This is a genomic window from Serratia liquefaciens (genome assembly GCF_027594825.1).
Taxonomy (GTDB): domain Bacteria; phylum Pseudomonadota; class Gammaproteobacteria; order Enterobacterales; family Enterobacteriaceae; genus Serratia; species Serratia liquefaciens_A.
The window spans coordinates 2,395,232-2,409,398 of sequence record NZ_CP088930.1; the positions used below are offsets into that span (position 1 = coordinate 2,395,232).

At 56.6% G+C, this 14,167-nt stretch carries 12 protein-coding genes and 1 pseudogene; 5 read left to right on the forward strand and 8 right to left on the reverse strand.

Going from position 1 to position 14,167, the window contains the following annotated elements; translation table 11 throughout:
* Positions 1-49 precede the first annotated feature (49 nt).
* Both LQ945_RS10870 and LQ945_RS10875 read right to left on the reverse strand, forming a co-directional pair.
* Entirely contained in the window at positions 50-739 is a 690-nt protein-coding gene (locus LQ945_RS10870; protein WP_262240738.1) for an LrgB family protein, read from the reverse strand.
* On the reverse strand, positions 732-1,154 hold the full coding sequence (locus tag LQ945_RS10875; protein WP_262240737.1) for a CidA/LrgA family protein: 423 nt from the start codon (positions 1,152-1,154) through the stop codon (positions 732-734). Before LQ945_RS10875 ends, LQ945_RS10870 begins: the two co-directional genes overlap by 8 nt.
* 138 nt (positions 1,155-1,292) lie before the next feature.
* Here LQ945_RS10875 and LQ945_RS10880 point away from each other — a divergent pair, with 138 nt between their 5' ends.
* Positions 1,293-2,189, forward strand: coding sequence for a LysR family transcriptional regulator (locus LQ945_RS10880; protein ID WP_044553761.1), 897 nt, complete (start codon positions 1,293-1,295; stop codon positions 2,187-2,189).
* Between the two features lie 29 nt (positions 2,190-2,218).
* On the opposite strand, the gene LQ945_RS10885 is transcribed toward LQ945_RS10880, so the two are convergent.
* The 4 genes from LQ945_RS10885 to LQ945_RS10900 form a co-directional block, all read right to left on the reverse strand.
* Positions 2,219-3,868 (reverse strand): Na+/H+ antiporter, encoded by a 1,650-nt coding sequence (locus LQ945_RS10885; protein WP_044553762.1) that lies wholly within the window; start codon positions 3,866-3,868, stop codon positions 2,219-2,221.
* A 185-nt stretch (positions 3,869-4,053) separates the two neighbouring features.
* Positions 4,054-5,415, reverse strand: a complete 1,362-nt coding sequence (locus LQ945_RS10890; RefSeq protein WP_262240735.1) for an NCS2 family permease — start codon at positions 5,413-5,415, stop codon at positions 4,054-4,056.
* Between the two features lie 338 nt (positions 5,416-5,753).
* Positions 5,754-6,161: a VOC family protein gene (locus LQ945_RS10895; RefSeq protein WP_182822218.1), complete on the reverse strand. Its 408-nt coding sequence runs from the start codon at positions 6,159-6,161 to the stop codon at positions 5,754-5,756.
* Positions 6,162-6,208: 47 nt separating this feature from the next.
* The gene (locus LQ945_RS10900; RefSeq protein WP_044553766.1) at positions 6,209-6,877 is read right to left on the reverse strand and encodes a glutathione S-transferase family protein; all 669 of its coding nucleotides are present in this window, start codon (positions 6,875-6,877) and stop codon (positions 6,209-6,211) included.
* A 231-nt stretch (positions 6,878-7,108) separates the two neighbouring features.
* On the opposite strand from LQ945_RS10900, the gene bhsA reads away from it, so the two are divergent.
* Positions 7,109-7,369: a multiple stress resistance protein BhsA gene (gene bhsA, locus LQ945_RS10905; RefSeq protein WP_020837147.1), complete on the forward strand. Its 261-nt coding sequence runs from the start codon at positions 7,109-7,111 to the stop codon at positions 7,367-7,369.
* A gap of 56 nt (positions 7,370-7,425) precedes the next feature.
* Here bhsA and LQ945_RS10910 read toward each other — a convergent pair whose 3' ends face one another.
* Positions 7,426-8,343 carry a LysR family transcriptional regulator gene (locus LQ945_RS10910; protein WP_270102868.1) on the reverse strand — a complete coding sequence of 306 codons (918 nt, stop codon included), beginning with the start codon at positions 8,341-8,343 and terminating at the stop codon, positions 7,426-7,428.
* A 129-nt stretch (positions 8,344-8,472) separates the two neighbouring features.
* Here LQ945_RS10910 and LQ945_RS10915 point away from each other — a divergent pair, with 129 nt between their 5' ends.
* Both LQ945_RS10915 and fic read left to right on the forward strand, forming a co-directional pair.
* Positions 8,473-9,222, forward strand: coding sequence for a 3-oxoacyl-ACP reductase family protein (locus LQ945_RS10915; protein ID WP_269934080.1), 750 nt, complete (start codon positions 8,473-8,475; stop codon positions 9,220-9,222).
* 139 nt (positions 9,223-9,361) lie between these two features.
* Positions 9,362-10,463 (forward strand): annotated as a pseudogene (gene fic, locus LQ945_RS10920) (protein adenylyltransferase Fic).
* A 51-nt stretch (positions 10,464-10,514) separates the two neighbouring features.
* Here the strand turns inward: fic and ssb1 are convergent.
* Complete coding sequence (gene ssb1 / locus LQ945_RS10925; RefSeq protein WP_044553774.1) at positions 10,515-11,051, reverse strand: single-stranded DNA-binding protein SSB1; 537 nt, start codon at positions 11,049-11,051, stop codon at positions 10,515-10,517.
* 277 nt (positions 11,052-11,328) lie between these two features.
* Between ssb1 and uvrA the strand changes: the two genes are divergently transcribed.
* The gene (gene uvrA / locus LQ945_RS10930; RefSeq protein WP_044553776.1) at positions 11,329-14,160 is read left to right on the forward strand and encodes an excinuclease ABC subunit UvrA; all 2,832 of its coding nucleotides are present in this window, start codon (positions 11,329-11,331) and stop codon (positions 14,158-14,160) included.
* Positions 14,161-14,167 lie beyond the last annotated feature (7 nt).

The window sequence follows — 14,167 nt, forward strand, 5'->3', positions numbered from 1 at the left end:
AGAAGGATCATGCCACAGTGATCCTCCTTCTGAGTTGATAATCGCAGGCTCACCACATCAGTTGCCCTATCAGTGGGGCGGCAATCACCGTGATAATCCCTGCCAGCATCATCACCAGGCTGGATACTACGCCTTCTTCCTGCCCCATCTCATAGGCTTTCGCGGTACCGGCGCCGTGCGACGAGGCCCCCAGCCCGGCCCCTTTCGCCAGGCTGCTGCGCACGGACAGACGCAGAAACAGGATGTCGCCCACCGCCATACCGAACACTCCGGTGATCACCACAAACAGCGCCACCAAATCCGGCTGGCCGCCCATCTGCCTGGCGGCTTCCAGCGCAAACGGCGTGGTGATGGAGCGCACCGCCAGGCTGCGTTGCACTTCTTCCGGTAACGTCAGCAGGCGCGCCAGCCACACCGAACTGTAAACCGCCACGCACACCGCCGTCAGCACCCCGGCGCTTAGCGACAACCAATGGCGGCGTATGATATGCAAATTCTCATACACCGGCACCGCGAAGGCGATGGTGGCCGGCCCCAGCAGCCACAGCAGCCAGTGCGTTTCACCGATGTAGTCCTGGTAGGAGATGTGGGTCACCACCAGCAGCAGCACCAGGATCATCGGCGTCAGCACCAGCGGCATCAGCAACAGGGAACGACGGCGTCGGTAAAGTTTTTTATTGGCGAAGTACAGCGCCAGGGTCGCCAGAAAGCAGGCGAGGCTAAGGATAAAATCATTCATCGCGTTGTTTGCGCCGTTGCAGCCAGACTTCCAGTCGATAAACACGATCGACCACCAATCCGGTCATGCCCAGCGTCAGCATGGTACTGATGGCAATCACCAGAAAAATCTTCCACCCTTCCACCATTAACAGCTGGGCATAGTTCACCACGGCCACCACCGCCGGGACAAAAAACAGCAGCATCTCGGCCAGCAACCAGCGCGAACCGGCCTTGACCCAGTTCAGCGGCAGAATGCGCAGCAGGATCAGCGCCAACAACATCAACATGCCGACAATGTTGGCGGGCAGCGGCAAATGGAACTGCTGCACCAGCCGGTCGGCAATCAAAAACAGCACCGCATATAAAGCAACCTGGATCGGCACCTGCAGCCGGGTCAACACCGAGGGAGCAACTTGGCGGAACGCCAGTAACATGGGGAAAGGCCTTAAGCAAAAAATTCACGGTTTACAGTATACGCAGCCAGGAAACCTCGCCTGAAATGAATTAAAATTATCGACATCATGCCATCAGGGAATAGTTTCCCGACGGTACTTCCCCCAGGAGAATCCAACGTGGATGTCCGCACCCTGCGCTACTTCGTGGAAGTGGTGCGCCAGCAAAGCTTTACCCGCGCGGCGGAGAAACTGTTCGTCACCCAGCCGACCATCAGCAAGATGCTGCGCCATTTGGAAGAAGAGCTGGAATGCACGCTGCTGATCCGCGAAGGCCGCAAACTGCACCTGACCGACAGCGGGCAAGCGGTATATCAACGTGGGCTGGCGATCATCGATGAGTTCCGCCAGTTGGAGGCGGAGCTGGAAGACATCAGCTCGGTCAAAAAAGGCGTGCTGCGGCTGGGTATTCCACCCATGGTCGGGCGGCAGATTGCCGATCTGATCCGTCAATTCCGCCAAACCTACCCTGGCATCGAGCTGAAAATCTCCGAGCTGGGCGGGCTGTCGGTGGAGCAGGCGGTGATGTCCGGCGAGCTGGATCTGGCGATGACCATACTGCCGGTCGATTCGGATCAGCCGCTGACCTTCCTGCCGTTACTCGTCCACCCCATGTGCGTGGTTGCGCCGCGTACGCCACACTGGCTTAACCGCACCAGCATCAATATCACCGAGTTGGCCGACTGGCCGATCCTGCTTTATAACGAGGACTTCGCGCTGTACAAAATGCTGATGAAAGCGTTCCGTCAGGCCGGGTTTGAGCCGCAGATAGCAGTGCGCAGCGGACAGTGGGATTTCCTGGCTTCGATGGTGCAGGCAGGGGTCGGTATCGCCACCCTGCCGGAGCCGGTCTGCCAATGGCTGGATAAGGAAAACCTGATCTGGCTGCCGCTGGAACCGCGTATGGAATGGAAAGTCGGGTTGATCTGGCGGCAGGGCAGCTACCTGTCGCACAGTGCACAGGCCTGGATAGCCTGTTGCCGCGACTACTGGCCGGCAGCCAGTAGCTATAAATAATCAGGGCCGCATTTGCGGCCCCGTGGGTATTATCCTTCTCGCTCTATCAACAGCGCTTCCAGCAGGTCGAGATCGTGCAGGAGCTTTTGCAGCGTCTCGTTGCTGATTTTCTGCGTGGCGCGCAGGTGATATAGCTCGCCGCGCTCGGCGCGCAGCGCAGTCAGGCGGAAACGACGCTCGAGGTTTTCCAGCATCAGCGCATTTTCGATATCGTCTTTGGTGGTGATGCGCCGCCGTAACGTCCCCACCACCCGCGAACTGATCTCTTTCAGCACCTGCGGATCGAGGTTTTCCTCGGTATCCACCGCCAATCGCTCTTCCATCTTGTTGATGCTTTCGATCGCCACTTCGGCTGCCATGGCGATTGCCATCCGCTCTTCGCTCTTGCTGACGCTCTTATCCGCCACCTGAACGCCACGCAGCAACAGCGGCAGCGCCAGTACCCCGGCAATCAACGAAAGCAGGATCACCCCAGCGGCGATAAACACCAGTTGGTAACGCGCAGGGAAGGCGGTGCCATCACTCAGCAACAGCGGAATTGACAGCACACCGGCCAGCGTAATCGCCCCTCGCACCCCGGCAAACGACGCTACCCACAGCTCGCGGGTGGTGTATTCACCGAACTGCAACGGCCGCTTTTTCATAAAGCGACGGCTGGCGTTTTTCATCAGCCACAGCCAGGTAAAACGCAATACCAGCAGCGCCGCGTAGATAATCGCCACGTCGGCAAACAGGTACCAGGTCTGAATGGTCGGATCCAGCTCCGCCTGCAGGATAGAGGTTTCCAGGATCCCCGGCAGCTGCAGGCCCAACATGATGAACACCATGCCGTTGAACACAAACTCCAGCATCGCCCAGACGCTGTTGGCGCGCAGGCGCATCGCCAGCGGCGCGTTACGGATCACGCCGGACTGGCTGATGGTCATCCCCGCCGCTACCGCAGCCAGGATCCCGGAGACGCCAATGTGTTCGGCAATCAGGTAAGAGGCAAAAGGCAGCAGCAGCAGGAAGACGATCTGCGTCGCCGGGTCATCACCACTCCAGCGGCTCATGATCCGCAAAGATTTACTGTAGAGCCAGGTGACCGCTACGCCGGCCAGCAGGCCGCCGATCGCCACCTTGAGAAACTCGAGTGTCGCGCCGCCCACGGTAAACACCATGGTGCCCATCGCCACCGCAATAGCGAATTTGAGTGAAACCAGGCCGGACGCATCGTTCATCAGCGCCTCGCCTTCCAGCACACCCATGATCGGCTTCGGAATACGCCCTTTGCCGACGATGCCGGACAGCGCCACGGCATCCGTTGGCGACAGCACCGCCGCCAGCGCAAACGCCGCCACCAGAGGAATGCCCGGCACCATGGCGTAAATCAGATAACCGACGCCGACCACGGTGATCAGCACCAATACCAGCGCCAGGCCAAGAATTTCGCGACCGTGGTGCAAAAACTCCCGCGTCGGGGTTTTCCAGCCATCGGCAAACAGCAGCGGCGGGATAAACAGCACCAGGAACAGTTCAGGGTCAAAGTCGACGTGCAGCCCGAAATGCGGCCAGGCCAACAGGGCCCCGATACCGATTTGCATTAACGGCAGCGGCACCTGGAACGGCAACATGCGCGTCACCACCCCGGACAGGGAGACCACCAGGATTAAAATGAGGATTGTAAAAAAGATTTCCATGCTTTCCTTAGACTCTTGGGTTCAGACTACATCTCTGATGTATACCCGATAGTAGATCACTTTTTTTACGGCGGTTAAAGCTTGTTGTGCCTTTCAAAATGCAGCATCGGCAGAAGGAGATTTATCTGAATCAGAAGTGGGGACAAACATCCCCCGCCGGAACGACGGGGGAAACGACATAGCGGTTAGATTGCCCAGCCGCCGGCATAGAATGCCACCAGCGCCACGGCGATCAGCACGGTGCCGATATTCAAACGACGCCATTCGCCTGAGAAGACACGGCCAATCACCAATGAGCTGAAGCCCAGCATGATACCGGTGACGATATTGCAGGTCAGCACGATAAACACGGCGCACAGCAGGCCGGACATGGCATCGACAAAATCATTGAAGTCCAGTTTGGTGACGTTGCTCAGCATCAACAGGCCGACGTACATCAGCGCCGGGGCGGTCGCGTAAACCGGCACCAGATAAGACAATGGCGACAGGAACAGGATCAGCAAGAACAGCAGGCCGACCACGGTCGCGGTCAGGCCGGTTTTGCCGCCCGCTGCCGTACCCGCTGCGGATTCGATATACACCGCCGCCGGGGCCGCGCCGACCAAACCAGAGAAAATGCTGCTCAGAGAGTCCGAAGTCAGCGCTTTGCCGCCGTTGATGATTTGCCCGTCTTTATCCAGCAGGTTGGCCTGGCCGGCCACCGCACGGATGGTACCGGTGGCGTCAAACACCGCGGTCATCACCAGCGCCAGCACGCTCGGCAATACCACCGGCTGCAATGCGCCCATGATATCCAGGCTGAAAATCAACGAGTTGCCGTTGGCATCCGCCAGGCTTGGCATCGCGAAGAGGCCCTGGTATTTCACCGCCGGGTCAAACACCAGCCCCACCACCGAAATGGTGATGATCACCAGCAGAATACCGCCGGGAACGCGCAGTTTTTCCAGCCCGAAAATCACCGCCAACCCGAGCAGCGTCATCACGACCGGGAACGAAGTGAATGCGCCCAGGGCCACCGGCAGGCCGTCCAGCGGGTTTTTCACCACCAGACCAACGCCGTTAGCCGCGATCAGCAACAGGAACAGGCCGATACCGATGCCGGTGCCATGGGCGACGCCCATCGGTAAATTGCGCAGGATCCAGGCGCGAATGCCGGTTACCGAAATAATGGTAAAGAGCACGCCCATCAGGAATACCGCCCCCAACGCCACCGGAATGCTGATGTGTTGGCCCAGCACCAGACTGAACGCCGTGAAGGCGGTCAGTGAAATCGCACAGCCGATGGCCATCGGCAAATTGGCCCATAACCCCATCAGCAACGAACCGAGGCCCGCCACCAGGCAGGTGGCGACAAACACCGCCGTGGGCGGGAAGCCGGCTTTGCCCAGCATGCTCGGCACCACGATCACCGAGTACACCATCGCCAGGAAGGTGGTTAACCCCGCCACCACTTCCTGACGCACGGTGCTGCCACGCGCAGAAATATTAAAATAGCCATCAAGCCCGCCTTTTGGTTTAACGGCGTTATTCGCTTGAGAATTCGACATGTTGCTGTCCCCTGTGTTTCATTGCCAGCCCGTTTAAAGAGGCTTGTTATTCCGCCCACGCATGTTCATTAGGGTAACGTTTGCTTTTCTGCCCCTTGCTCACGTCGCCAACCGGCGTCGCATAAAAGGCAAACGTTTAACTCACAGTGAATGGTGCGGGTAATTTATGGTGGTTTATTCAAGGCAAACGATTATCCAGCCTTCCATACCGTCTGATCAACCAAAGATCGCGCCAATTTATGCAGAAAAGCACTGGGATCAATCATTATCGAAAACACGGTATTTGTCTCATAGGTAAATCCGATGGGAACGCCCCCCTTTCGGAGGGCAAAAGCGGGCTACTGAGCCTGTGCCGCCTTTTCATCCATGTACATCAGTTCCCAGATGTGTCCGTCCAGATCCTGAAAACCGTGCCCGTACATAAAGCCATAATCTTGCGGCTGGTTATAGGTGTTGCCGCCGGCGGCAATCGCCTTGCGCACCAGGTCGTCAACCGCCGCCCGGTTAGGCTGCGACAGGCATATCAGCACTTCGGTCGCCTTTCTGGCATCGCCGATCGGGTTAGGGGTGAACATTTTGAATTTGTCGTGGGTTAACAGCATCACATAGATGCTGTCGCTGACCACCATGCAGGCGGCGGTATCATCGGTGAACTGCGGATTAAAGCTGAAGCCCAGCCGGGTGAAGAATTCAATGGAAACGGGCAGATCGCCCACCGGCAGGTTAACAAAGATTTGCGTAGCCATGGGCTACCTCCGACGAAGAGTGACCTCATCGAGTATAGCCCACTCGCTCATTTCAGCAGGTCATAAGGCCCACCCTGCTCCAGTGCCCGCTGGTAGGCCGGGCGCGTATGGATACGCTGTAGGTAGCCACGCAGCTTCGGGCAGCCGTCCAGTGCGCCACGCGCCGCCATCGCCTCCAGCGGGAAACTCATCTGGATGTCCGCCGCGCTGAATTCATTACCGACAAACCAGGTGCTTTTCTCCAGGTGTTGCTCAAGATAGTCGCAGTGCGGAGCGATCTGTTTATCCAGATACTCCCGCTGTACGCCTTTGCCAATGGCCCCCGCCACCGGCCGCAATAGCCAGGGAATCGGCGGCTGCCCCAGGCGGCTAAACACCAGCTTCATCAACAACAGCGGCATCAACGACCCTTCGGCATAATGCAGCCAGTAACGGTACTGCTGACGAGCGTGATAATCGGTGGGGATAAACTGCCCCTGGGCATCGTAGGCTTCCTGCAGATATTCAATAATGGCGCCGGACTCCGCCAGCGTCAGATCGCCATCGACAATCACTGGCGACTTGCCGAGCGGATGGATTTTTTTCAACTCCGGTGGCGCCAGCATGGTTTGCGGATCGCGCTGATAACGCTGCACCTGGTACGGCACACCCAATTCTTCCAAAAACCACAGGATACGCTGCGATCGCGAGTTATTTAGATGGTGCACGATAATCATGGGGCTTCTCCACTCTGTTGCCATACCCGTTATATGCCGAGGCTTCTGGTTAAAGGGTAGTGGTGAATTATCCCGCCTGCCAGCAAGGCCATCTGCCGCTCAAATTTAAATCAATAAATTTGACAGAGATACTCAAAACTCTCCGATTTTCTCTTTGGGTACGACGGCCTATTATCTAACACATCGAGAGACAACAGCCTCTCACCTAAAAAATACCCTGAGGATTGAATCATGAAAAACATCAAATTTTTTGCTACCGCTCTGCTGCTAACCACCGCTTCTTTCGCCAGCGTTGCCGCTGACCAACCTGCTAACCAGCCTGCGGCCGGGGCCCAGAAAATCGGTGTGGTGTCCGTGAGCGGCGCTTCTAACCTGAGCACGCTGGAAAATGAACTGGCCAGCAAAGCCGCTGCATCAGGTGCCAGCTCTTACCGCATCATCTCCGCCGGTGGCCAGAACAAACTGTACGGCACCGCAGAAATCTTCAACTGATCGTCAGACAGTAAACTGATGGAAGAATGAAGCCCCGTAAGGGGCTTTTCTTGTTTCTAGCGGGCATCAAATCGCGTCGCCAGCTTCTGCAGACGAAACTGCTCGGCCATGTAATCGACAAACACCCGGGTTTTGGTCGGCAGAAACTTGGTGGTCGGAAAGTACAGGTACACACTGCCGCGATCGACATACCAACCTGGTAAAACCCGCACCAGCCGGCCGCTTTCCAGATAAGGCAAGGCATTCGGCATGGCGATCAGCGCAATACCCAATCCCAGTTCTGCGGCCTGCGCTGCGGCATCCGGTTCGTTTACCGTCATTTTGATTTCCATCGACGGCGCTCGCTGCTCATTCTCCGCATTGCGCAGCGGCAAATTGCGGATCCGCCCGGTTTGCGGTGAGCGGATAAAAATGCCCGCATGGTTCATCAACTGTTCCGGCTGCTGGATGGCTGTGTTGCGCTGCAGATAGGCTGCAGAAGCCACCAGGACGCCGTGGGCTGGAGCCAGTTCACGTGCAATCATGCCCTGCGCCAATTCGATACCGCCCCCCATAGCGGCATCAAAATGCTCACCAATCAGGTCCACTTTGCGGTTGTCGAAATGCCAGTCGGGGACAATTGCCGGGTAACGCGCCAGAAAGTCGGGCAGCATAGGCATGACAAAATGCAGGCCGAACGCCGTCCCCATGCTGACCTTCAGCGTGCCGGCCGCCACGCCGCCGCTGCTGCTTACCCCCTTTAATGCGCACTGGATCGACAACAAGCCGCCGCTGACCTCCTGCAAAAAACGTTCGCCCTCTTCGGTCAGGATCAATTTGCGCGTATTGCGCTGGAAAAGCCTTACCCCGACGATCGTCTCCAGCTTGGTCACGTTCTTCCCGACGGCCGCAGAGCTGATGCCCAGCTTGCGTCCGGCCGCGGAAAAGCTGCCGTTCTCTGCACTGCTGACAAAACATTCCAGATGGCCCAGCATGGTTTCCCCTGTTGATTTCAAACCTATGGTTTAAGCTGATTATAGCTCTTTGTGGCTAGTGGCCGCCGTGCATTTCCCAGATACTGGTCCGGTAGATTTATTAACCTCCCCCTACTCTGGAGAAACACCATGACAACAACACGTCCTCTGCAAAACAAAGTCGCCTTCATTCAGGGCGGCTCACGCGGCATTGGCGCCGCCATCGTCAAACGTCTGGCGCGTGAAGGTGCGGCAGTGGCCTTCACCTACGTGGCCTCCGCCGACAGAGCAGACGCGGTGGTGAGCGAAATCACCGCTTCCGGAGGCAAAGCGCTCGCCATCAAGGCTGACAGCGCCGATGCTGCGGCGGTGCAGCAGGCCGTTCGCCAGGCAGTGAATAGCTTCGGTAATCTGGATATTCTGGTTAATAACGCCGGCGTGTTCACACTGGGCAGCACCGAAGAGTTAGCGCTGGCGGATCTGGATCGCATGTTGGCCGTTAACGTGCGCAGCGTATTTGTCGCCAGCCAGGAAGCCGCGCACCATATGAATGACGGCGGTCGCATCATCCATATCGGCAGCACTAACGCCGAACGCGTGCCCTTTGGCGGCGCCGCGGTGTACTCAATGAGCAAATCAGCCTTGGTGGGCCTGACCAAAGGCATGGCGCGCGATCTCGGCCCGCGCGGCATCACCGTCAACAACGTGCAGCCTGGTCCGGTAGATACCGAAATGAATCCGGATGAAGGGGATTTCGCTGAACAATTGAAACAGCTGATGGCCGTAGGCCGCTACGGCAAGGATGAAGAGATCGCCAGCTTTGTTGCTTACCTCGCCGGGCCGGAAGCGGGCTATATCACCGGCGCCAGCCTAAGCATCGACGGCGGCTTTTCGGCTTAAGATCCCCATTCATGTTCATACCGTCGACACGTCATCAATACGTGTCGATTTTTTTTAATTTTATCGACATGTAATGTTTGCGTGTTTAAAACGTCGACATATTACTGCTTGCATGTCGAACAAAATGAGAAAAATGAACATGACATGGCAATCAGATCAGCCTTTCAACACAATGCCTTTACTCCCACCCTCGACTGACTGCATTGAATCTGTTGCGATTTTGAAAGCGTGTATCCCTGCCAGAGCTGCGTTGGCTGAACTGAAACAGGCAGGTGAATTACTGCCAAACCAAAGTTTACTGATCAATCTATTACCGTTTTTGGAAGCAAAAGATAGCTCAGAGATAGAGAACATAGTCACCACATCAGACAAGCTGTTCCAGTATTCTCAAGATGACAGTATGGCCGATCCCGCAACTAAAGAGGCTTTGCGTTATCGCACCGCTCTTTATGAAGGGTTTGTACATTTAGCCCCGAGGCCACTGTGTACCAACACAGCCATAGAAATTTGCAGTCAATTAAAAGCCATCAAAATGGAGATACGCAAAATACCTGGGACAACACTGAGTCATCAAAATACGAGGGAAATTATCTACCCCCCCAGTAGGTGAAGGGAAAATCCGTGATTTATTAAGAAACTGGGAGCAATTCCTTCATGACGAAGACGAACTTGATCCGCTAATAAAAATGGCCGTTGCACACTATCAATTTGAGGCCATACACCCTTTCATCGACGGCAATGGGCGAACCGGGCGCATCCTTAATATTCTCTATCTGATAGAACAGAAACTTCTCACGCTGCCTATCCTCTATTTAAGTCGCTATATCGTTCAGCACAAAAATGAGTATTACCGCTCACAGATGCAGGTCACCCTCGCCGGGAATTGGAAAGATTGGATTATTTACATGCTGACCGCAGTAGAACAAACGGCTCAATGGACAACAGCGAAAATCGCTGCCGTCAGATCTCTCATTGGACATACCAATGAATACATCCAGCTTCGCCTGCCGAAAATTTACAGCCATCAACTGGTACATATCATCTTTGAGCAACCTTACTGCCGAATTACTAACCTGGTAGATGGCGGTGTCGCCAAGCGCCAAACTGCCTCAGAATACCTAAAAAAACTCTGTGAGATCGGTGTATTAAGGGAAATACAGGCTGGAAAAGAAAAGCTTTTTGTTCATCCTAAGCTGACAGTCCTCATGTCGCATGACAGCAATCAGTTTGATCATTATTGAAAAGCAAAAAGCCCCTTTCGGGGCTTTTTTTTGGCTTCAGACAACCGGATATCAGAAAGGAATATCGTCGTCGAAGTCCATTGGCGGTTCATTGCTGCTGGCAGCCGGTGCGCTGTTCTGCGCCGGGCGCGCCTGCTGGCCACCGCTGAACTGGTTGCCGCCTTGTGGCTGCTGAGGCTGACCCCAACCGCCCTGGCCGCCGGAAGCCTGACCACCGCCTGCCGGTGCGCCACCGCCTTGACGGCCGCCCAGCATCTGCATGGTGCCGCCAACGTTAACCACCACTTCGGTGGTGTATTTTTCTACGCCGGCCTGATCGGTCCATTTGCGAGTCTGCAGCGCGCCCTCGATGTACACCTGGGAACCTTTACGCAGATATTCGCCTGCCACTTCAGCCAGCTTGCCGAACAGCACAACGCGGTGCCACTCGGTCTTTTCTTTCTGCTCGCCAGTCGCCTTGTCACGCCAGCTTTCGGAGGTTGCCAGGGTAATGTTGGCCACTGCACCGCCATTCGGCATGTAACGGACTTCTGGGTCTTGGCCCAGATTCCCGACCAGAATTACTTTGTTTACGCCTCTGCTGGCCATGAGAACTCTCCTGATGATTGATTTTTACACAGTATAAACGAGTAAGTTTAACACGCTCAGCCTGAAACGACACCCGTGTTGATTACTGCGTGCTGTATTCCGGAATTGTCCTTTCGATCGACCTGTTTGCATTCATGTACTGGATATTCATTCAGGTTTTTTTGTGTCATAATTATGCGTTTCGTACTGGCTGTGCCGGTTTTTTGCGCGTTCGATCACATAATCGTGCGTAAATCACCCAGACAGGCGCGGTGTATCATCAAGACGGGAAGTGTAAATGGACAATATCGAAGTTCGTGGTGCTCGAACCCATAATCTCAAAAACATCAACCTGATTATCCCGCGTGACAAGCTGATCGTCGTCACCGGTCTGTCCGGTTCAGGCAAGTCCTCGCTGGCCTTTGATACCCTGTATGCCGAAGGGCAGCGTCGCTACGTCGAATCGCTCTCCGCCTATGCACGCCAGTTCCTTTCGCTGATGGAAAAACCGGACGTCGACCACATTGAAGGTCTGTCACCGGCGATCTCCATCGAGCAGAAATCAACCTCGCACAACCCGCGATCCACGGTCGGCACCATCACCGAGATCCACGATTACCTGCGTCTGCTGTTTGCCCGCGTCGGCGAACCGCGTTGCCCGGATCACCATGTCGAACTGGCGGCGCAGACCGTCAGCCAGATGGTGGACAACGTGCTCAGCCAGCCGGAAGGCAAGCGCCTGATGCTGCTGGCCCCGGTGGTAAAAGACCGCAAGGGCGAGCACACCAAAACGCTGGAAAACCTCGCGAGCCAGGGCTATATCCGTGCGCGTATCGACGGTGAAGTGTGCGATCTTTCCGATCCCCCGAAGCTGGAGTTGCAGAAAAAGCACACCATCGAAGTGGTGGTCGATCGCTTTAAAGTGCGTGATGATCTGTCGCAGCGTCTGGCGGAATCCTTCGAGACCGCGCTGGAGCTGTCCGGCGGCACCGCCGTTGTGGCCGATATGGACGACGAAAAAGCGGATGAGCTGCTGTTCTCCGCCAACTTCGCCTGCCCTATCTGCGGCTACAGCATGCGCGAACTGGAACCGCGCCTGTTTTCGTTCAACAACCCGGCCGGCGCCTGCCCGACGTGCGATGGTCTGGGCGTACAGCAGTTCTTCGATCCGGAACGCGTAGTGCAGAACCCCGAGCTTTCGCTGGCCGGCGGTGCCATTCGCGGTTGGGATCGTCGCAACTTCTACTACTTCCAGATGCTGCGCTCGCTGGCAGAGCATTACGCGTTTGACGTTGAAGCGCCGTTCAACAGCCTGGACGCCAACGTGCAGAAAGCGGTGCTCAGCGGCTCCGGCAAAGAATCGATCGAATTCAAATACATCAACGATCGCGGTGACACCACCGTGCGCCGCCATCCGTTCGAAGGCGTGCTGCACAACATGGAGCGCCGTTATAAAGAAACCGAATCCAGTGCGGTGCGCGAAGAGCTGGCGAAGTTTATCAGCAACCGCCCTTGCGCCTCGTGCCACGGCACCCGTCTGCGCGAAGAAGCACGAAACGTGTTCGTTGAAGACACTACGCTGCCGGAAATTTCCGATCTGAGCATCGGCCATGCGATGACCTTCTTCCAGAACATGAAACTCAGCGGGCAGCGCGCCAAGATCGCCGAGAAAGTGCTGAAAGAGATTGGCGATCGCCTGAAGTTCCTGGTGAACGTCGGCCTGAACTACCTGTCGCTGTCGCGTTCGGCGGAAACCCTCTCCGGCGGTGAAGCGCAGCGTATTCGTTTAGCCAGCCAGATTGGTGCCGGCCTGGTGGGCGTGATGTACGTGCTGGATGAGCCGTCAATCGGCCTGCATCAGCGCGACAACGAACGCCTGCTGGAAACCCTGATCCATCTGCGTAACCTCGGCAATACGGTCATCGTCGTGGAGCATGACGAAGACGCCATCCGCGCCGCCGACCATGTGATCGATATCGGTCCCGGTGCCGGCGTGCACGGCGGTCAGGTAGTGGCGGAAGGCACCGTCGAAGACATCATGGCGCAGCCTGAGTCCTTGACCGGCCAGTTCCTCAGCGGCAAACGCGAGATTGCCATTCCGGAGCAACGCGTACCGGCCGATCCGACCAAGGTACTGAAACTGAGCGGTGCTCGCGGTAACAACCTGAAGGACGTGACGCTGACGCTGCCGGTGGGGTTGTTTACCTGCATTACCGGGGTATCCGGCTCCGGCAAATCCACGCTGATCAACGACACGCTGTTCCCGATCGCCCAGCGCCAGCTCAACGGTGCCACTATCGCCGAACCGGCGCCGTTCCGTGAAGTGACCGGTCTGGAACATTTCGACAAGGTGATCGACATCGATCAAAGCCCGATCGGTCGTACCCCACGTTCCAACCCGGCAACTTACACCGGCATCTTCACTCCGGTGCGTGAGCTGTTCGCCGGCGTGCCGGAATCACGCAGTCGCGGTTACAACCCCGGCCGCTTCAGCTTTAACGTCAAGGGCGGCCGCTGCGAAGCCTGCCAGGGCGACGGTGTGATCAAGGTGGAAATGCACTTCCTGCCGGACATCTATGTGCCGTGCGACCAGTGCAAGGGCAAACGCTATAACCGCGAAACGCTGGAAGTGAAGTACAAAGGCAAAAGCATCCACGAAGTGCTGGAGATGACCATCGAAGAGGCACGTGATTTCTTCGACGCGGTACCGGCATTGGCGCGTAAGCTGCAAACCTTGATTGAAGTCGGCCTGTCGTACATCCGTCTCGGCCAGTCGGCAACCACGCTGTCCGGCGGTGAGGCGCAGCGCGTCAAGCTGGCTCGCGAGCTGTCAAAACGCGGCACCGGTCAAACGCTGTACATCCTGGATGAGCCGACCACCGGGCTGCACTTCGCCGATATTCAGCAACTGCTGGCGGTACTGCATCAGCTGCGCGATCAGGGCAATACCATCGTGGTAATTGAGCACAACCTGGACGTGATTAAAACCGCGGACTGGATTGTCGACCTGGGGCCGGAAGGCGGCAGCGGCGGCGGTGAGATCCTTGTTGCCGGCACGCCGGAAACCGTGGCTAACTGCGAAACGTCGCATACCGCACGCTTTCTTAAGCCGTTACTGAAGAAGAAATAATCCCCTG